The 19,886-nt window shown below is 73.2% G+C and carries 16 protein-coding genes; 11 read left to right on the top strand and 5 right to left on the bottom strand.

Going from position 1 to position 19,886, the window contains the following annotated elements:
• Positions 1–100: 100 nt before the first annotated feature.
• The 6 genes from OG446_RS01910 (at position 101) to OG446_RS01885 (ending at position 6,820) form a co-directional block, all read left to right on the top strand.
• Entirely contained in the window at positions 101–1,150 is a 1,050-nt protein-coding gene (locus tag OG446_RS01910; RefSeq protein WP_328898171.1) for a radical SAM protein, read from the top strand.
• Positions 1,147–1,839, top strand: a complete 693-nt coding sequence (locus OG446_RS01905; RefSeq protein WP_328892348.1) for an iron-containing redox enzyme family protein — start codon at positions 1,147–1,149, stop codon at positions 1,837–1,839. Before OG446_RS01910 ends, OG446_RS01905 begins: the two co-directional genes overlap by 4 nt.
• Positions 1,832–2,041: an aroma-sacti cluster domain-containing protein gene (locus OG446_RS01900; protein ID WP_219568169.1), complete on the top strand. Its 210-nt coding sequence runs from the start codon at positions 1,832–1,834 to the stop codon at positions 2,039–2,041. The genes OG446_RS01905 and OG446_RS01900 overlap by 8 nt, the downstream gene beginning before the upstream one ends.
• Positions 2,041–5,202 (top strand): AAA family ATPase, encoded by a 3,162-nt coding sequence (locus OG446_RS01895; protein WP_328892347.1) that lies wholly within the window; start codon positions 2,041–2,043, stop codon positions 5,200–5,202. Before OG446_RS01900 ends, OG446_RS01895 begins: the two co-directional genes overlap by 1 nt.
• Positions 5,199–6,050 (top strand): S8 family peptidase, encoded by an 852-nt coding sequence (locus tag OG446_RS01890; protein ID WP_328892346.1) that lies wholly within the window; start codon positions 5,199–5,201, stop codon positions 6,048–6,050. Before OG446_RS01895 ends, OG446_RS01890 begins: the two co-directional genes overlap by 4 nt.
• Positions 6,051–6,226: 176 nt before the next feature.
• Positions 6,227–6,820 (top strand): GAF domain-containing protein, encoded by a 594-nt coding sequence (locus tag OG446_RS01885; RefSeq protein WP_328898170.1) that lies wholly within the window; start codon positions 6,227–6,229, stop codon positions 6,818–6,820.
• A gap of 10 nt (positions 6,821–6,830) precedes the next feature.
• Here OG446_RS01885 and OG446_RS01880 read toward each other — a convergent pair whose 3' ends face one another.
• The 5 genes from OG446_RS01880 to OG446_RS01860 all read right to left on the bottom strand — a co-directional run bounded on the left by OG446_RS01880 (position 6,831) and on the right by OG446_RS01860 (position 13,068).
• Entirely contained in the window at positions 6,831–7,943 is a 1,113-nt protein-coding gene (locus OG446_RS01880) for a glycosyltransferase (protein ID WP_328892345.1), read from the bottom strand.
• Positions 7,940–10,078, bottom strand: a complete 2,139-nt coding sequence (locus tag OG446_RS01875) for a prolyl oligopeptidase family serine peptidase (protein WP_328892344.1) — start codon at positions 10,076–10,078, stop codon at positions 7,940–7,942. The genes OG446_RS01880 and OG446_RS01875 overlap by 4 nt, the downstream gene beginning before the upstream one ends.
• 40 nt (positions 10,079–10,118) lie before the next feature.
• Positions 10,119–11,504, bottom strand: a complete 1,386-nt coding sequence (locus tag OG446_RS01870) for an MFS transporter (RefSeq protein ID WP_328892343.1) — start codon at positions 11,502–11,504, stop codon at positions 10,119–10,121.
• Entirely contained in the window at positions 11,501–12,697 is a 1,197-nt protein-coding gene (locus OG446_RS01865) for a radical SAM protein (protein WP_328892342.1), read from the bottom strand. Before OG446_RS01865 ends, OG446_RS01870 begins: the two co-directional genes overlap by 4 nt.
• A 107-nt stretch (positions 12,698–12,804) precedes the next feature.
• Positions 12,805–13,068: a hypothetical protein gene (locus tag OG446_RS01860; RefSeq protein WP_328892341.1), complete on the bottom strand. Its 264-nt coding sequence runs from the start codon at positions 13,066–13,068 to the stop codon at positions 12,805–12,807.
• A gap of 256 nt (positions 13,069–13,324) precedes the next feature.
• Between OG446_RS01860 and OG446_RS01855 the strand changes: the two genes are divergently transcribed.
• The 5 genes from OG446_RS01855 to rhaS all read left to right on the top strand — a co-directional run bounded on the left by OG446_RS01855 (position 13,325) and on the right by rhaS (position 19,850).
• The gene (locus tag OG446_RS01855) at positions 13,325–14,578 is read left to right on the top strand and encodes a cytochrome P450 (protein ID WP_328892340.1); all 1,254 of its coding nucleotides are present in this window, start codon (positions 13,325–13,327) and stop codon (positions 14,576–14,578) included.
• A 420-nt stretch (positions 14,579–14,998) separates the two neighbouring features.
• Positions 14,999–16,528, top strand: a complete 1,530-nt coding sequence (locus OG446_RS01850) for a sugar ABC transporter ATP-binding protein (protein ID WP_328892339.1) — start codon at positions 14,999–15,001, stop codon at positions 16,526–16,528.
• On the top strand, positions 16,525–17,580 hold the full coding sequence (locus tag OG446_RS01845; protein ID WP_328892338.1) for an ABC transporter permease: 1,056 nt from the start codon (positions 16,525–16,527) through the stop codon (positions 17,578–17,580). Before OG446_RS01850 ends, OG446_RS01845 begins: the two co-directional genes overlap by 4 nt.
• Positions 17,573–18,625 carry an ABC transporter permease gene (locus OG446_RS01840; protein WP_328892337.1) on the top strand — a complete coding sequence of 351 codons (1,053 nt, stop codon included), beginning with the start codon at positions 17,573–17,575 and terminating at the stop codon, positions 18,623–18,625. Before OG446_RS01845 ends, OG446_RS01840 begins: the two co-directional genes overlap by 8 nt.
• Before the next feature lie 136 nt (positions 18,626–18,761).
• Positions 18,762–19,850, top strand: a complete 1,089-nt coding sequence (gene rhaS / locus OG446_RS01835; protein WP_328892336.1) for a rhamnose ABC transporter substrate-binding protein — start codon at positions 18,762–18,764, stop codon at positions 19,848–19,850.
• Positions 19,851–19,886: the final 36 nt, after the last annotated feature.

Here is a 19,886-nt window from a genome sequence, read left to right as displayed (position 1 = left end):
CCTGCGCCGCGTACCGGACCCCAACCCGTCACCAACCACGACCGAACCGCTCCCGCGCACCCTGGCGCCGCCTGTCCCGCTGACCGACGGAGGTGACGCGATGCGACTGGCGGAGATCATCGAACTGCGTCCGGTTCCGGCTGCCGGGCTGCTCGCCACCCTCACCAGGCGGTGCCCGCTGAGCTGTGCCCACTGCTCCACATCATCGGGGCCACGGGGCGAGGACACCCCGGCTGCGGCGCTGCGCCGCTTCGTCGGCGGGTTCACCGCCCGGAACCGTCCCGAGATCCTCATGCTCACGGGCGGTGAGCCGCTGCTGCGGCCCGCGCTCGTCGGTGAACTCGCGATGCTGGCCGCCTCGGCCGGGACGCGCACCTCCGTGCTCAGCGGCATGTTCTTCGCGGCCGACGGGCGCGTTCCCGACCGCATCATGCGCGCCCTCGGTCATGTCGAACACTTCTCGGCGAGCATTGACGTATTCCACGAACGAGAAGTTCCGCGTGCGGCGGTTTTCCGAGCGGTGCACCGCATCATGGAGAGCGGAATCGACGTGAGTTTTCACGTGGTCGGTCATTCGGTGGACGACCCGTATCTCGCGGACATCACCGCGGCCATACGGGCCGAGTTCCGCGACCGGGCGGCCGTACTGGTCAATCACGTCCGACCGGTGGGCCGGGCAGCGGGCTGGGCGGCCGCGCGCACGGTGCAGGCCTACGGCACCGGGGCGAAGCCCGCACCCTGCGCGATGGCGGCCTGGCCGGTGGTCGCCTTCGACGGCACCGTGACGGCCTGCTGCAATCAGGGCGTGGTGGACGCCCGTCCGGTGCCCGGGCATCTGCGTCTGGGACACATCGCCACGGACGACTGGCCACGGATACGAAGCCGCTGCCAGGACTCACCCGTGCTGCGCACCATCCGCACCGCGGGCGTCGCCTCCTGCGCAGACTGCCGTGGCCTGGCGGGGCGGCCCGCGGCTCTGGCCGACGCCGTACGGGCGGGATCCCGTCCGGCGGCCGGCGCGATGGACGCACTCGGTGCCCGGCTCCAGCGCGATGCGGGGGCCGAGGTGCTGATGCGGCGGTACGGAAGCGAGCCGTACGCGCCGCTCGTGCTGCTCGGCGGCCCCGGGAACGAGGAGGCTCCCGCGTGAACGTGTCGGCCGCCGCGAGCCTGCGAACCGAACTGTCCCTGGTGCAGCCCGTACTGAGGGCCGCCGCCGCCCGCATGTGGCGCTCCGACGCCGGGCTCCCCGGCCGGTACCGGCACTACCTGCGCGCCATGCACCAGGTCATCCGCGCCTCCGTGCCACTGATGGAGCGCGCCGCCGCCCGGTGCGAGGCGCTGCCGCAGGACCCGCTGACCCCGCCGCTCGCGCGCTATCTGCGGGAACACGCCGCGCAGGAACGCGGCCACGACGACTGGCTGCTCACCGACGCCGAGGCCTCCGGGACGGCGCCGGCCGAGCTGACCGGTTCCGTTCCGCCGGCCCATGTCGCCGCCCTGGTGGGAGCGCAGTACTACTGGATCGAGCACAGCCATCCCGTGGCCCTGCTCGGCTACATCGCCGTACTGGAGGGCAACGCGCCGGCGCCCGGACTGGCCGGCCGGCTGGCACGCGAGACGGGACTGCCGCAGGCCGCGTTCGAGACCGTACGCCTCCACGCCGACCTCGACGACGGGCACAGCGCCGACCTGGACCGGCTCATCGGCCGGCTGCCGCTGGACCACGCCCGGCGCTCCCTGGTCGGCGTCAGCGCGCTGCACACGGTCACCGCACTCGCCGAGCTGTTCGACCGCATCGCCACGGCACCCCACGTATCGGAGAGCGCTCATGACTGACCACGCGCACGATCGCGACCGCCTCCGCACCCTGGAGGACGCCGGGTTCCCGCTGCACAGCCTGTCACCGGAGCAGCGCGAGGTGCTCCAGGACCTCAGCGCGGAGGAACTGACCCTGCTGCTCGGCCTGAAGGAGCGGCTGGACGCGGCCGAGCCGGAGGTGCAGGCGCACAGCGAGATCGCCGGCGGAGCGCTGTTCTGATGACCGGGTCCCTGCGGATGAAGTGCCCCCGGTGCCCCGAACCGCCGCCGGACGGCGCGGCCTTCTGCCCCGGCTGCGGAACCGCCTGCGTGGCCGCGGCAGGCTCCGCGACGGCCGAGGAGCGCCGGGTGGTGACCGTGGTCTTCTGCGACCTCGTCGGATCCACGGCCCTGTCGGGGCGGCTCGACCCGGAGACCCTGCGCACGGTCACACTCCGGTACTTCGCGCTGATGCGGGCCCGGATCGAGGAACACGGCGGAACGGTGGAGAAGTTCATCGGGGACGCCGTGATGGCCGTCTTCGGGGTCCCCGTGCGCCACGAGGACGATGCCCACCGGGCCCTGTCCGCCGCCCGCGGGATGATCACCGGACTCGACGGACTCAACGCCGAACTGGAGCGGGAGCACGGGGTGCGGCTCGCCGTCCGCATCGGCGTGAACACGGGCGAGGTCGTGGTGAGCGTCGATCCCGCCGCCCGGCAGGCCCTGGTCTCCGGAGAGGTCGTCAACATCGGCGCCCGGCTGGAGCAGCACGCCGGCCCGGGCGAGATCCTGATCGGGCCCGCCACCCTGCGCGCCGCCGGGCCCTCGGCGGTCACCGAATCCGCCGGAGCGCTGTCCCTCAAGGGCGTGGACGCCCCCGTCCCGGCCCGCCGCCTGGTCGGTCTGCACGAGGACGACCCCGAGCGCGTCCGCCGCTTCGACACCCCGTTCATCGGCCGCGAGCAGGAACTGGCCGAACTCCGCCTGCTGCTCCGCAAACTGGCGGTGGATCCCCGTTCGCACCTGGTGACCGTCTACGGCGAGGCGGGTCTCGGCAAGACGCGCCTGCTGCGCGAGTGGCTGCGGGACTGCCCGGCGTACGGCGAGGGCCGATGCCGCCCGTACGGCGAGACCGGCACGCTCGCCCCGCTCGCCGAAGCGGTACGCCAGGTACTCGCGGCCGTCGGGGAGGACGCCGGGCTCGCAGGACTCCCGGTGCACGAGCGGATCGAGGCCGAACAGGCACTGCGCCTGCTCCGGAGCGGTCTGCTCGCGGACGGTACCCCGAGCCCGTCGGCCGACGACACCCTCATGGCGCTGGCCTGTCTGCTGGACGGGCTGTCCCGTGAGCGGCCCGTGGTGCTCGTACTGGACGACTGCCACTGGGCGTCCGCACCGCTGCTCGACATGGCGGAGCGGCTGCTGGACGAGCTCGACCGCTCGGCCGTCGCCGTGGTGTGCGCCGCGCGCCCCGAGCTGCTGGAGGCCCACCCCGGATGGGGCAGCGGCCGGATGCGCTCCGCCTCGCTCATGCTCACGCCGCTCACCCGCGAGGAGGCCGCCCTGCTCGCCGGTGAACTGATCGAGGTGGCGGCCCACCGGCAGGGAGTGCTGGAGGGCGCCCTCGACCGCGCCGAGGGAAACCCGCTGTACCTGGAACACCTGACAGCCGTCGCGGCCCAGTGCGACGAACTGCCGCTCACCGTGCACGCGCTGCTCGGCGCCCGTATCGACGCGCTGCCGCCCGAGGAGCGGACCCTGCTTCAACTGGCCGCCGTCCTGGGACGCGAGTTCCGCCCCGCGGACCTGACGGAACTCGCCGACGCCGAACACTCCTGCCCCGCCGGGTCCGCCGCCGGGCTGCTGCGCGGACTCGTACGACGGCGCCTCGTCGAGCCCGGGGGCCGCACCCTGGCCATGAGCTCCGTACTCCGGTTCGGCAGCGCCCTGGTGCAGGAGACCGCCTACCGGGGGATGGCCAAGAAGGTACGCGCCCGGCGCCACGAGCACGCCGCCGGCGTCCTCGTCCGGCACGAGGCGGGTGACGCCGCCGTCGGCACCCACCTGGCCCGGGCCCACCGTCTGCTCGCCGAACTGGGGATGCGGGATGCCGACACCGACGTGCTGCGTACGCGTGCCGCCGGCCTGCTCATCCGGGCCGGCGCGGCCGCGCTGGCGCGCTCCGACCTGCCGTGGGCCGACGATCTCCTGACCCAGGGTCTGGACCTGGCCGCTCCCGGCGAACCCGCCGCAGCCGAGGCCGCCCGCCGGCTCGGCGAGACGAAGGTCGCCCGCGGTGAGCCGGTGCGGGGCCGGGAACTGCTGGCCGGGGCGCTCGACTCGGCGGACCGGGCCGGTGACCGGCTGGGCGCGGCCCATGCCCGGCTCGCCCTGACGGCCCTCGACCCCCGGCACGGGGCCGCGACCGAGGTGGCCGAGGCGGCCCTCGCGCTCTTCACGGTGGCGGGCGACGACCAGGGCATCGCACGCGCCTGCGTCCGCATCGCCCAGGACCGGCAGCGGCGGGGACGGCACGCCGAAGCCGAGGCACTCCTGCGGCAGGCCCTGGACCACGCCGGCCGCGCCGACGCGGAACCCGAACGGGCCCTGGCGCTCGGCGCGGTCGGCATCTCGCTGTGGCGGGGCCCGACCCCGGTCGGGCGGGCCGTCGCACGCTGCGAGGAACTGCTGACGGCCCATGGCGCCGGCCGGCCGACCGTCCGCGCCACCCTGGCCTGCCCGCTGGCCGTACTCCTGGCTCTGCAGGGCCGCCACGACGAGGCACGGGAGAGGCTGGCCGAGGCGGCGCGGCTCGCAGGCGGCCTCGGCTACGCCGAGAGCGCGCTGTTCGTTCCCCTCTTCGCCGCCGAGGTCGAGGCGCTGACGGGGACGCCGGACCGCAGGCTCGAACTGCTGGACGACGCCGCCCGCGCGGGCCGTGACCTCGGTGTCACGGGTGCGCTGCCCGGCATCGCCCGCGAGCGGGCCCGGATCCTGCTGGACCGGGGGGATCCGGCGCCGGCACTGGCTCTGCCGGACCCTCAGGAGGCCGGTCTGCCTCCGGCGGAGTCCGCCGACGCGGAGGGCCTGCGGGCCCGTGCCCTGGCCCTCACCGGGCACCCGGCCGCGGCGCGGGCGGGCGCGGGCCGGGCGACCGCCGCGGCAGCCGACACGGACTCCCCGGTCGTCCGCGGCACCGCGGCCCTCGACCGGGCCCACACGCTGCGCACGCTGGACCGGCACGGCGACGCGGCGCGGGCGGCCCGCACGGCGCAGCAGCACTTCGCCGCCAAGGGACACCGGCTCGGCGCGGACCGCGCGGCCGCGTTCGCCGACGACAGCGAGGCCGCGGACCGGAGCACCGGCCGCCGGGCCGGGCCGGAAGGAAGGACCCCATGATCACCGGGACGGCAGGAGGGCTCACCTGGAGCCTGCGCGACCGTACGCCCGAGGACCTCGCCCTGCTGGCGGACACCCCGCCCCCCGACCCCTCGGCGTGGTCGGACGGCGCGGGCGTACGCGTGTGCGTGGTCGACACCGGCGTGGAGTGCGGCCACCCCTCGGTCGGTCCGGTGCAGGGCTCCTACGAGGTGGTACCCGCCGCCGACGGGAGCCTGCACGTCGTCGACAGCGGTCCGCTGCCGGACGGCACCGGCGACGGATGCGGGCACGGAACGGCGTGCGCCGGAATCGTCCGCCGGGTGGCGCCGGGCTGCGACCTGTACAGCGTGCGGGTGCTGGGGGAGGGCTTCACCGGCAGCGGCGACGCCCTGCTCACCGGACTGCGCTGGGCCGTCGACCAGGGATTCGACGTGGTCAACCTCAGCCTGTCCACGACCCGCCCGAAGTTCCTCGAAACGCTGCGGTCCCTGGCCGACCAGGCGTTCTTCACCGGAACCACGCTGGTGGCCTCGGCCCACAACACACCGGTGGAGAGCTTCCCCTGGCGGTTCTCGTCAGTCATCTCCGTCGGTACGCACCGCGAGGACGACTCCGGTCTCTTCCTCTACAACCCGGCACCGCCCGTGGAGTTCTTCGCACCCGGGCAGAACGTGCAGGTGGCCTGGACGGGCGGCAGGACCATCCGCACCACCGGGAACAGCTTCGCCACCCCCTTCATCAGCGGGATGTGCGCGCGACTGCTCGGCAGTCGACCAAAGTTGACGCCTTTTCAGATCAAGCACGCGCTGTACCTCTCCGCCGCGAACGTGCGGATCGGCGCACCAGGAACCCGAGGTGAATCATGAGCCAGTCCCACGGCCTAGGCCCTGTCTGGAGTTCCAGCGCGGGAGAAGGAGCGGTGTCCGGTGCCGTCGAGTCGAAGGCGGAGCAGGGAGTGAGGGCGGAGCCCTCGCGACCGACGACAACGCCGGAGGCGGCGGTGCCGGACACCGCGACGCCGCGGGGGAGCTCCAGACAGGACCTGGTCCCCGCCACCGGCGTGGGCCCCGCGACACGGGTGGGCAGCGCCGAGCACGATCTGCTGCAGTCCGTCGTCGAGACCGCACGGGCCATCTTCGGAGCGGCGGCCAGCTCCGTCCTGCTGCACGACGAGGACGCCGACGAGCTGGTCTTCCAGGCGGTGGCCGGGGAGGGCGAGGAGTCACTCGTGGGCTCCCGGTTCCCCGCCGGCCGGGGGCTGGCGGGCTGGGTGCTCGTCTCGGGCGAGCCGATGGTCGCGGACGACCTGCGCAACCAGGGCATGTTCGCCCGGGACGTCGCGCAGCAGACCGGGTACGTCCCGGACGCGCTGATGGCGGCGCCCCTCGCCCACCGCGACCGGGTGCTCGGCGTGCTCGAGGTGCTCGACCCCGTCGAGCAGTCCCGGTCCAGCCTCTCCGAACTCGACCTGCTCGCCCTCTTCGCACGCCAGGCCGCGGCGGCGCTCGCCGTCGTCGCCGAGCGGCGCGGTGACGCGACACCGCCGGCGGTCCGGGCGCGGAGCCTGGAGCTCGTGACCGCGCTGCGGGACGTGCTCCTCGACGGGATGCCGCCGCAGGGGCCGCACGGGGGTTGAGGCGCCGGCGTCAGCGCGCCGCCGATTCCACGGCGTCGGCGGCACGCGCCTCGCTCTTGCCGTCGGCGAGCAGGCCGGCCACCTCCTCCGCGCGCGCACGCAACCCGTGATCGCGGGCGGTGTCGTGGACCGCGGCACGAAGGGCCTCGGCACGGGCACCGGGCTCCGGGAGCGTGCGAGCGACACCCGCGCGCAGGCAGCCGGCGGCGAGGACCTGCTGTTCCGAGCCGTTGGGTGCGACGAGCAGCGGCTTGCCGTGCAGGAGCGCGGCGAGTACGGGGGCCGATGTCGCGTTGGTCAGGACGAGGTCGCTCCGCTCCACGAGCGGGCCCATCCAGCGACGGCGTCCCACGATCAGGTCGGCGTCCGGCGCGGCCTCCGGGGCACCTGACCGCCCCAGCTCCACGACGGCCCGGTGCGTGCCCGAGACGAAGGCCGCGTTGAGCCGCGGCCAGAGGCTGGTGCCGCCGAAGGTACGGCCCAGATGGACGTACGCCAGCGGCTTGGAATCCGGCAACGGCTCCACCACCGGCGGTTCCGGCTCCCACCAGCACGGACCGACGTGCCCTACGGCGTCGGGCAGTTCGGCATCGGGTACCTCCAGGGCGGGGTGCCCGCGCAGCAGGAAGGCTGTGCCGAGCAGCGGCGTGTCGGGGAACCGGTCGTGCCGCGGGCCGAGTCCGGCCGTCTCCCGGACCGACGCGTAGTGCTTCAGGGTCTCCGCCAGCCGCCACGCCCGGCCGCACTCGTCCGCCGGTCCGGTGCGGTAGGGCCACAGGTACGCCGCCAGCCCGAGGACCACCACCGGCAGTCCGGCGCTCTCGGCGGCCACCAGCGCGCCGTGGCAGAGCACGGAGGTGACGAGGACGTCGGGCCGCGTCCGCCGGACCGCCCGCGCCACCGCGGCGTACTGCTCGCCGCCCCGGACCGTCCAGTGAGCCACCGACAGCGCGGTGGGATCCGCCACGGCCGACATCGCCAGCCCCGCCGCGGTCACCGCTGACTCGGCCGGCTGTCCGGCGAGCACATGGACGGTGTGGCCGCGACGGCGCAGTTCCCGGCCGGCCGCGAGGGCCGGGTACAGGTAGCCGGGGTCGCTCAGCGGGCACAGGAGCACGTTCATACCGGGCGGTCCCCCGTCAGGTCGAGGCCCAGGTAGCGGGCGAAGAAGGCCATCACGTCCGCGTACAGGCCGGCACTGCGTGAGGCACCGCGCGTACCGTGACCGACGCCGCGCTCGGTGCGCAGCACCACCGGCCCGTCACCCGTGCCGGCCCACTGCAGGGCGGCACACATCTTCCGGGCGTGCGCGGGATCGACACGGGTGTCGCCGTCGAAGACGGCCAGCAGCACGGCCGGGTAGCGCGCGCCCTCGCGCACCCGGTGGTACGGGGAGTACGCGAGCAGCCGCGCGAAGGCGTCGGGGTCCTCCGCGCTCCCGTACTCGTCGCGCCAGCTCGCCCCCATCCCCGACAGCTCGTAGCGCACCATGTCCAGCAGCGGCGCCGCGCACACGACGGCCGCATAGGCCTCCGGACGGCGGGTCAGCGCGGTCGCCGCCAGCAGACCGCCGTTGGAGCTGCCGAGGACGCCGAGCCGGCCGGGCGCGGCCCATCCGGCGTGGACCAGATGGTCGGCTGCGGCGTCGAAGTCGTCGAAGGTGTTGTGCTTGTGCTCGCGCCGGCCGGCCCGGTGCCACTCGTCGCCCCCCTCGCCGCCACCGCGCACGCAGGCCACCGCGTACACACCGCCCGCGCGCACCCACGGCAGGGCCTGCGGAGTGAAGCCGGGAGTCATCGAGGCGCCGAAGCCGCCGTACCCGGTGAGGACGGTGGGGCGGGGCCGGTCGGGACGGCCCGTGGGCGACATCACGAACATGCGCACGGCGGTGCCGTCACGGGAACGCACGATTTCCTGGGTGACGGTCACGCCGTCGGCCGGCAACCTGGCCGGCGAATCCCCCGGCCAGCGGCGCAGCCGCCCGGTGACCGCGTCGTAATGCAGGACGACCGTCGGGGTGAGGTGGTCGGTGTACGCGAACCACGCCTCGTGTCCCGGCTCATGACGTGTGGTCAGGCGGGACACCGTCCCTTGTCCCGGCAGGGTCACGGCCCCGGCGGGGGCGCCGGTCCGGGCGTCGTGCAGGGTGACCTCGCCGACCGCGTGCCGGCTCCGCACGACCAGCAGCAGGGGCCGGTCCAGTGCCGGTCCGTCCAGGACCGCGAAGTCCTGGAGCACGGTGCCGGGCTGCTCGCCGACCAGGGTGCGCCACCGGCCGGGGTCCGTGGCGTCGCGAGGGGCCGCGGCGATCCGGCCGCGCGGGGCGCCGGCGGTCGTCCGGAGCAGCAGGGGCCCGCCGCCCGGCCGGAGGCGGACGGCGGTGTGCGCGTCGGTGCCGTGCTGGAAGCGGCGCAGCACGGGCCGGCCGGCGCCGGTCACGGTGAGGTCGGCGGTCCACAGGTCGGTGCGCGGCGCGGTGCCCGCACTGGCGCCGATGACCAGGAGCCGGCCGTCGGGGGAGGCGGCCACGGTGTAGTACTGCGTCTCCGGCCGTCCGGCGCCGAAGATCTCCGTGTCGATTCCGGCCGGGGTGCCGACCTCGTGGAGATACACGCGGCGGTGGCGGCCCGCACCGCCGGGCGTCTGCTGCTGCGGCGGCAGCCGCCGTACGTAGTAGAAGGCCCGGCCGCCCGGCAGCCACGCCACGGGGGAGCGGCGGACCCGGTCCACCGGCCCGTCCACCACCTCGCCGGTCCTCGCGTCGAGCACCCGCAGCACCGAGTTCTCCGTACCGCCGCAGGACAGCTGTACGGCCACCAGGTCGCCCTCCCACGAGGGCTCCCAGGCGTCGAGCACGGTGGTGCCCGACGGGTCGGCCTCCAGCGGGTCGAGCAGCACCCGGGTCCGGCCGCTCTCCCGGACGGCGAGCACGGCCAGTTCATGCCCCGGCTCCCTGCGCAGGTGGAACGCGCGCCCGCCGCGCACCACGGGCGGGCCGCTGCCACCGCCGGCGAGCAGCTCCGTCATCTGCTCGCGGAGCGCGTCCCGGGCCGGCCAGCGTGCCGACTCCTGTGCGTGGAGCAGGTCCTGGGCGGCGCTCCATGCGGCGGTGGCGGGGTCCTCGGGATCCTCCAGCCAGCGGTAGGGGTCGGCCACGGGCTGTCCGTGCACGACCTCCACGGGTCCGCTGCGGGGGGCGGCCGGGTAGGCGGGCCGGGCCGGCGTCGGCCCGGCGTCGCGGGCAGGGGACACGGTCATCGCGGCACTCCTGGGAGGACGGTCACGGTGCGGAGCGGGGTCAGTTGCCGCCGGTGTCCCGGGACGGTGCGGGAGGCGCCGGGATCAGGTCCACGGGCTTCGGGCCGTCAGGGGAGGCCTGTTCGGGCTGCGGCTCGTCGGCCGGCCGCTCGGAACGCAGAACGCCGTCCGAGTCGCCGCCGCCCTTCGCGCTGTCGCCGTCGCTGCCGGCGTTGCCGTCGTCGGTGGCGTCCAGGCTGGTCTCGCGCAGCAGCGGCACCGACGAGAGCACGGTGACCACCGCGGCGGCGGCGGCCAGGACAAGCCAGGTGCGGCTTCCGCCCATGGAGTCCACGAACGAGCCCGCCATCACCGGTCCGGCGGAGGCGAGGCCGGCCATCAGCAGCCCGGTCGCCGTGCTGACCCTGCCCAGAAGATCGCGGGGTGCGAGCACGAGGATCGCGCGGCCGACCACGATGCCGGCCGGCGGGCTGAAGAAGACGACCACGACGAGGACCGGGCCGATCACCCAGGGTTGTGTGGTCGCGGAGAAGGCGGCGAGTCCGAGTGCCCACACGGTGCCGATGAGCAGGAACATCCGGCCGGCCGGGTTCCTCTTGATCAGCCATGGCGCCGCGGCCGCGCCCAGCAGCCCCCCGATGCCGGCGCAGGCCATCACCGCTCCGATCGCCGTCCCGCCGGCGCCGCTCTGGCGCAGGGAGACGACCATGGTCGTCTGGGCCGCCGCCGAGACGATGTTGATGCCCGCGGCGAAGAGCAGCGCCGCCAGCAGCGCCCTCTGGTGGGTGAGCCACCGCAGCCCGGCGGTGAGCCGGTTGTCGCGCTCGGTGTCCGGGACCTTCTGGGAGGGCAGCGTGCCCATCCGGAGGAGCAGCACCGCGGACACCCCGTACGAGGCGGCGTCGACCGCGAACGGGAGGATCGGGTCCAGGGTGAAGAGCCAGCCGCCGAGGAACGGCCCGATCAGCGAACTCGACGCCATGGCGGTCTGGCTGCGGCTCAGCGCGTCGGTGAGATCCTTCTCCGGCACCACGTCGCGTACGGCGATCGTGGCCGCGGGGGAGAAGAGCGCGGTGGCCGCGCCCTCCACTATGGCCACGCAGAGCAGGTGTGTCTGGCCGAGCTCTCCGAGCCCCGATGCCAGCGGAATGCTTGCCAGCGCCACGAGCCGCACCAGGTCCGTCCCGACCATGATCATGCGACGGTCGAGCCGGTCGGCGAGCTGGCCGGCGGGCAGCCGCAACAGGGTCCGGGTCACCATCGAGCAGGTCGCCACCGTGCCGGCCTGCGCGGCGCTGCCGCCGATGGACAGGACGAGCAGGGGGAAGGCCAGCAGGGACAGCTGGGATCCGAGCGTGGACAGGGTCGAACTGAGCCAGTAGCGGCGGAAGTCGGGGTTGGTGCGCAGGATGCCGGCGCTCTTCATCCCAGCCGTCCGACGGCGTTGAGGCAGTCCAGGACGCCGGCGTCGACCCGGTCCTGGAAGGTGGCGCGGACGGCCGCCTCCTCGTCGTACTGGTAGTGGTCGTGGCAGCTGACCCAGCGGCCCTCCGTCTGCTCGGCGGTCATGTAGCCCTCGGCGAGGGTGCCGACCTCCATTCCGGGCTTGCCGGCGGTCTCCCAGCAACTGGCGAGGACACCGTCGGCGTTGATGACCGCGCCGTAGCGGCCGTCACTGAAGGAGCAGGCCTGGCAGGGGACATGGGCGCGCGGGCGGGCCACCGTGAAGCCGAGTTCCAGTGCGCGGGCGTGCCAGCGGACGAAGTCCCCGACGAGGCCGTCCTCGTGCAGCAGGTTGTTCGCGTAACCGACGCCGACGTCACCGACCCGGGCGAAGTGGATGCCGCAGCGCGCCGGATCGAGGCGGGTGCCGAGCCGCTCGACCAGTTCGTCCACGCCGTTCCGGTTCAGGTGGGAGACGTTGACCCGCAGCATCCAGCGCAGCGAGGTCTTCTCGATGGCGCGCGCGATGTTGGAGACGATGACGTCGAAGGTGCCGCCCCCCGAACGCTTGACCCGGATCGCGTCGTGGTCGGCCCGGTCGCCGTCGAAGGTCACCTGGACGGAGCCGAGGCCCGCCGCGTTGAGCTCCTTGGCGATGAGCGGGGTGAGCAGGGTGCCGTTGGACGTCATCGACGCGGTGAGCGGGCCCAGTTCCCGCGCCCGGGTGAGCAGGTCGCGGCAGCCCCGCGGGTTGAGCAGCGGCTCACCGCCGAACAGCAGGAGCGCCAGCCGGTCCATGCCCGCCGCGGCCATGCGCTCGCGGGTGAAGTCCAGTACCTGTCCGATGGCTTCGGGCGTCAGTCGGGCGTGCTGGATCCGCGGCGGCCGGCTGCCGCCCTTGGGGTCCTGCGCGGTGTTCTGGAAGCAGTATCCGCAACCGAGGTTGCAGTCCGTGCTGGTCAGCACGGTGAGCGAGTACGAGGTGTAGGGCCGTACGTCGTACAGACCCGCCTCGCGCAGATAGCGTTCCGCCGAGGGCCGCAGGGTGCCGTCCGGCTCCACCTGGCCGGGCCGCATCAGCGCGTATCCGCCGGCGCCGAGGAACCACCACCCCCGGTCGGCCTGGATCAGACGGGCCCCGGCGGCGGGGACGGCGACAGACTGCGTACCGGGCACGGCAACCTCCGGGTCGGGGTGGTGGCAGGAGAGGATCGGCCGGAGCGGACCCCGGCCGCGGCGACGTGGTGCCGCCGCGGCCGAGGAGGACCGGCTGGTTGACCGGATCAGGCGTTCTGCTCCTGGTGGACGCCGCACCACGGGGTGTCCTCGCCCTCCTCGGAGTGCGCGATCACCTCGGGCTCCTCGGTCTCGGACGCCTCCTGGTGCACACCGCACCAGCCGACGGGCGCCTCGGAGTGCGCGATGACCTCGGGCTCCTCGGCCACCTCCTGGTGGATGCCGCACCAGCCGACAGGCGACTCGACGTGTGCGACGACCTCGGGGGCGTCCTCGGCGGGGGTCTCGTTGGGCTCGACGTTCTCGGCCATGTTGGTCCTCCATACGACGGGCGATCGGGACGACGGACGGCGGCGCTGCGCCGACCGCCAGGAAGCTAGGAGCAGGAGGTTCAAGACCGGTTCGCAGCCGGTTGTCCCGCGGTGAATCGTCCTGGTCGGCGCCTGGCTGAGCCGCTGCGGCAGGTGCGCGGGCATACCGCAATCCCACCGGGCGCGAACCGGCGGGCAACCGGCCGTTCCTAGCGTGGCCCCAGCACACTCCGCGACCGCGAGAGGACGCCTTCGGATGGACACCGAACCCGCCGCCACCGCCACCGCCGGCGCGCCCGCGCCGGCAGGCCGGCAGCCGCTGCCGCAGCCGCTCGGGGCCGGCTTCCTGAACCGGCCGGCCGAGGCGCTGGCCGGCATCCGGGAGACCTGTCCGGTGGCCCGGGTCAGGACGCCGGCCGGGCGGCCGGTGTGGCTGGTGACCCGTGCCGAGGACGTGCGGGCCGGATTCCGGGACCCCCGGCTCTCATTGAGCGGCGGCAGCGTTCCCGACCCCGGCGTGCGCCGTCGCGCACTCGACCTGACGCTGGTCAACTACGACCCGCCCGACCACACGCGGATCCGCCGCCTGGCGACACCGGCGCTGACCCCGGCGCGTATGGCTGCCCACCGCGAGCGGATCGAGCGAGCCGCGGGCGAACTCCTCGACGCGGCCGACGTGGCCCGGGGCGACGGCCCGGTCGAGCTGATGGACGCCTTCGCGCGGCCTCTCGCCTTCCGTTCGCTGTGCGAGGTCTTCGACGTGCCGGAGGAGGAGCGGGCCGCCCTGTACGAGCCGGTTGCCTGCCTCGCGGACAAGGCGGGCTGCACCGCCGCCACGATCGAGGAGAGCGTTGCCCGGATCGACGCCTTCGTGCGCTCCACGATGGACCGTCGCACCACCGCACCGGGTGACGACGTCGTCTCCCGCGTCCTTGCCGCATGGCATGAGCAGGGCGGTGCGAGCGAGGACGAGGTGGCCTCCCTCCTGGCGATGCTGCTGCTGGCCGGTTTCGACAGCACGGTGCAGGCGATCGGCATGAGCGTGGTGGCGTTGCTGGACCACCCCGAAGTACAGCGGTCCCTGCGGGACGAACCGGGGCGGATCCCGCGCGCGGTGGACGAGTTGCTGCGCTGGGACACTCCGGGCCCCTTCAGTACCAAGCGCGTGACGCTGGAGGACGTCCGGTTCGGGTCCACGGTCATTCCGGCGGGCAGTGGCGTCCTGCTGTCCGTGGCGGCGGCCAATCACGACCCGCGCTGCCATGCCGACCCCGGAACGCTGGATCCGGACCGGAGCACCGCGAGCCGCCACCTGACCTTCGGTCTGGGCCCGCACTACTGCCCCGGATCGGCGCTTGCCCGCCTGGAGCTCACGGTGGCCCTGACCACCCTCCTCGGCCGCTGGCACCGGCTGGCCCCGGCGGTTCCGCTGGACGAACTGACCTGGGGCGGCGGCTATCTGCACCGCCGCCTGGCCGCCCTGCCCGTGCTGCCCTGCGGTCCCGCGTAGGACCTCTCGTCCGGTGGCACCGGGACTCCGGGGCGGGGTTCCTCCGGGCCCCGGACCCGGCCCTGCGTCGGCATCGGCTCGCGCACCTCGAACAGACCGGGCTGTAGCGCAGGGTCGAAGGTGAATCGATTCATCCCGCGTCGTGAAATTAACGGCCCACGCCTGAGGAGTCAAGTCATTTTGCCGCGCGACGGGTGCGGTTGCCGGATCGTGTCGTCGCTGGCTCGAACCGGTCCTCGTCGGTGCGCCCTGGCAGTCCACTGCGGGCTGACAACGTTTTCTCCGGCCTCCTGACGTTTCGTGATGTTCAACGCGGAACACCCCTTGACGTGTTGATCGGGGCGGGGCTAGCTTCCCGGCTACCTCACTGAAACATTTCATGACGAGCCCTCTGGTCGCCACAAGCACGGGAGAACAGCCATGAAGGACCCCGAACCGGAGACGACTCCGGTGCTCGCGCTGGAGGGGGTGAGCAAGTCCTTCGGTGCCGTACGGGCGTTGCGCGACGTGTCCCTGCGGCTGTACGCCGGAGAGGCCCATGCCCTGGCCGGCGAGAACGGCGCCGGCAAGTCGACGCTGATCAAGGTGCTCGCCGGTGTGCACCGCCCCGACACGGGAACCGTCCTGCTGGACGGCAAGCCCGTCGGGTTCCACGGCCCGGCCGATGCCCGCGACGCCGGCGTGGCCGTGATCTACCAGGAGCCGACGCTCTTCCCGGACCTGTCCGTCGCGGAGAACATCTTCGTGGGCCGTCAGCCCCGTCGCTCCTTCGGCCGGGTGGACCACCGTGCGGTCCGGCGGGCCGCGGCGGACCTGTTCGAACGCCTCGGCGTCGACCTCGACCCGGACCGGCCGGCGCGCGGGCTGTCGATCGCCGACCAGCAGCTGGTCGAGATCGCCAAGGCCCTCTCCTTCGACGCCCGCGTCCTGATCATGGACGAGCCGACCGCCGCACTCACCGGCAGCGAGGTCGCGCGCCTGTTCGGCGTCGTCAGGACACTTCGGACCCAGGGTGCGGCGGTGCTGTTCATCTCGCACCGTCTGGAGGAGATCTTCGCGCTCTGCCGGCGCGTCACCACCTTGCGCGACGGCGCCCTGATCTCCAGTGAACCGATCGAGGGTCTGAGCGAGGACGACCTCGTACGCCGGATGGTCGGCCGGGACCTGGACGAGCTGTACCCGAAGCAGCGCACGGAGATCGGTGAAGTGGCCCTCGGGGTACGCCGGCTGACCCGCGAGGGTGTCTTCACGGACGTCTCCTTCGAGGTCCGGCGGGGCGAGATCGTGGGCCTGGCGGGGCTGGTCGGGGCCGGCCGCAGTGAAGTGGCCCGCGCCGTGTTCGGCGTGGACCGGTTCGACGGCGGCGAGGTGGAGGTCCTGGGCCGGAAGTTGCGCACGGGGGCCCCGAGTTCCGCGATGGCCGCGGGCCTCGCCCTCGTACCCGAGGACCGACGGGCCCAGGGACTGGTGATGGACATGTCCATCGAGCGGAACATCGGCCTCACGGGCTTCGCCACGACCACGCGCGCCGGTCTGATGCACCGCGCCGCCGAACGCGACCGCGCGGTGGACTGGGCGGTCAGACTCCAGGTCAAGTACGCGCGGCTCGCCCACGTCGTCAGCACGCTCTCCGGAGGCAACCAGCAGAAGGTCGTCCTCGCCAAGTGGCTGGCCACCTCCCCGCAGGTGCTGATCGTGGACGAGCCGACCCGGGGCATCGACGTCGGCACCAAGGCCGAAGTGCACCGGCTGCTCTCCGCGTTGGCCGCACAGGGAGTCGCGGTGCTGATGATCTCCTCCGACCTGCCGGAGATCCTCGGCATGGCCGACCGGGTGCTGGTGATGCACGAGGGCAGGCTGACTGCCGAGATCCCCGGATCCGAGGCGACCGAGGAGACGGTGATGGCGGCGGCGACCGGCCGTGCCGACCGAGGAAGGACCGCGGCATGACCGTGACCGCAGACCCGGTGCGGCAGCAGCCCGCACCCCCGCCCGACGCCTCACGGCGACTCGTGGACAGGGTGTTCAGGGCCCGCGAACTGGCCGTGGCCCTCGTCCTCGTCCTGCTGCTCGGCGCGACCCAGCTCTCCAACACCGAGTTCCTGTCCGAGCAGGGCGTCAAGGACCTGCTGCTGAACGCGACGATCCTGGTCCTGGTCGCCACAGGCCAGGCAGTCGTGGTGATCACCCGCAACGTGGACCTCTCGGTCGGCTCCGTCCTCGGCATCTGCGCCTTCGCCGCAGGCATCCACCTCCGCGACGGCGGCAGTCCACTGGCCGCCGTCCTGCTCGCCGTCGGTCTCGGCGCGCTCTTCGGCGTCCTCAATGGTGCCCTGGTGAGCCTGGGCAAGGTCCCCGCGCTCGTCGTCACCCTGGGCACCCTCTACATCGTCCGCGGCATCGACTCCATCTGGGTCGGCTCGCGCCAGATCACCGCCGACGCACTGCCCGCCGGCTTCGTCGATTTCGGCCACGACGGGATCGGGGTACTGCCTTACCTCGCCCTGCTCGCCACAGCCGTCCTGGCCGCCGTCGCGTACTACCTGCGCAGTTACCACGGCGGACGGGACCTCTACGCCCTCGGCTCCAGCCCCGAGGCCGCCCGGCTCGCCGGCATCCCCGTCCGGGCGCGGATCATGACGGCGTACGTCCTCTGCGGCGCGCTCGCCGGTCTCGCCGGAGCCCTCTACCTGGCCCGCTTCGGCAACGTCGACTCCGCCACCGGGAACGGATACGAACTCACCGTGGTCAGCGCCGTCGTCGTCGGCGGCGTCGCCTTCACCGGCGGCTCCGGAACCGTGTACGGCGCCGCCCTCGGCGCCCTCCTGCTCACCTCCATCAACAGCGTGCTCCCGGCCATCGGCGTCAGCTCGGTCTGGGTCACCGCGATCAACGGCTTCCTGCTGCTGCTCGCCATCGCCGCCGACCGGATCCTGGCCCTGAGGGTGGCCTCGGCACTGCGCAAGAAGGCCGTACGGACGAGGAGCGCCCGCCATGCCTGACACCACCACGGCCACGACCCCCGCCGGCCGGCAACCGGCCCCGGGCCGCCTCGGGGGCGCAGTCCGCTGGGACACCGCCGTCGGCGCCCTGCTGCTCACACTCCTGATCTGTTCGTTCTCCTTCGTCGACAACTTCGGGAACGCGCTGAACCTCTCGTTCCTGATCGGGAACACCCTGCCGATCGCCCTGATCGCCCTGCCCATGACCATGCTGGTGGTCTCCGGAGAGGTCGACCTCTCCGTCGGCTCCACAGCAGGCCTGTCGGGGGCGGTGATGGGCGCGCTGTGGAACGCCGGCATGACGATCGAAACGATCATCCCGCTGTGCCTGCTGCTCGGTGTCGTCTGCGGTCTGATCAACGGACTGCTGGTCACCAGGCTCGGACTGCCCTCCCTCGCCGTGACCATCGGCACCATGGCCGCCTACCGCGGCATCGCCCAGATCGTCCTCGGCTCCGACTCCGTCACCGACTTCCCCACCCAGTACCTCGACTTCGGCGCCGGCCGGATCGGCGGCACCTTCATCCCGTACGCCGCCGTCCCCTTCACCGTGCTGCTCGCCGCGGCCGTCGTGGTCCTGCACGCCACACCGACCGGCCGTTCGCTGTTCGCGACCGGCGCCAGTGAGGAGGCGGCGAGGTTCTCGGGCATCCGGGTCAAGCGGCTCAAGCTGTCCATGTTCGTGACCACCGGACTGATATCCGCGCTGACCGGAGTCTTCTGGGCGCTGCACTACGCGAGCGCCCGTTACGACAACGCCACCGGCCTCGAACTGTCCGTCATCGCGGCGGTGCTGCTCGGCGGGATCGACTTCGACGGCGGCAAGGGGACCCTGGGCGGAGCCGTCGCCGGTGTGCTGCTGCTCGGCACCCTCCAGAACGTCATGAGCCTGATCAACGTCTCCGCCCAGTCCCAGATCGTGGTCACCGGCGTCCTGCTGGTGATCTCCGTTCTCGCCCCCCGGGTCGGCCGCCAGGCCGTCGAGTCCCGGGCCCGCAGGAGAACCGGGGCCGCGGCCGTCCCGGCTCCGCCCCGTACCTCCTGAATGCCGGGCGCCGCCCGGTCCGCAGGCTCCACCTGCCGCACCACCGTGGATCAGCCGCCGACCTGCACGTACTCCGTCACCGTCCGGACATCCGCACACCAGCCCCTGCCGCCCGCGGCAGCGAAAGGAACCCGTCATGTACGGCCCCACCGCCCAAAGCGCCCGGCTGACCGCAGCTCTCGCCGTCACCGCCGTGCTCGCCCTCGGCGCCACCGCCTGCTCCGGCACCACCAAGGACTCCGCGAACAAGGAGGCGGGCCCGGCCGCCGCCACTGGCAAGGCGGACCCGAACAAGGCCATCAAGAAGGGTCTTACGGTCGCCTTCCTGCCCAAGCAGGTCAACAATCCCTACTTCACCACGTCGGACGGCGGCGGCAAGAAGGCCGTGGAGCAGCTCGGCTCCACGTACAAGGAGGTCGGTACCAGCAGCGGCACCGACACGTCCGGACAGGTCTCCTACGTCAACACCCTCACCCAGCAGCAGGTCGACGCCATCGCCGTCTCCGCCCAGGACCCGGGCGCCCTGTGCACGGCGCTGAAGCAGGCGATGAAGAACGGCGTCAGCGTCGTGACGTACGACTCCGACACGCAGACCGGCTGCCGTCAGGCGTTCGTCTCCCAGGCCAGTGCCGAGGACCTGGGCCGTACCCAGATCCAGCTGCTGGCGAAGCAGATCGGCGGCAAGGGCGAGATCGCGATCCTCTCGGCGGCCCAGACGGCCACCAACCAGAACACCTGGATCGACTTCATGAAGGACGAGCTGGAGAAGCCCGAGTACAAGGACATCAAGCTCGTCAAGACCGCCTACGGCGACGACGACGCCCAGAAGTCCTTCCAGCAGACCCAGGGGCTGCTCCAGGAACACCCCAACCTGAAGGGGATCGTTTCCCCCACCACCGTCGGCATCAAGGCGGCCGCGCAGTACCTGTCCGGCTCCAAGTACCGGGGCAAGGTCAAGCTGACCGGCCTGGGTACCCCGAACGACATGCGCGCCTACGTCAAGAACGGCACCGTCGAGGCCTTCGAGCTCTGGGACCCGGCGAAGCTCGGCGCCCTCGCCGCCCACACGGCCGTCGCCCTGGAGTCCGGCCGGATCACGGGCGCCGAGGGGGAGACCTTCACCGCAGGTGCCCTGGGCTCGTTCACGATCGGGAAGGACGGCGTGGTCCTGCTCGGCAAGCCGACCGTCTTCGACCGGGGCAACATCGATCAGTTCAGGTTCTGAGTCCCGGCGGGCGCGGCTCCGGTGATCGCGGGGCAA

The organism is Streptomyces sp. NBC_00236 (assembly GCF_036195045.1).
Classification (GTDB): domain Bacteria; phylum Actinomycetota; class Actinomycetes; order Streptomycetales; family Streptomycetaceae; genus Streptomyces.
The sequence above is the reverse complement of the archived record's forward strand: the minus strand, read 5'-3'. Positions and strand labels throughout refer to the sequence as shown.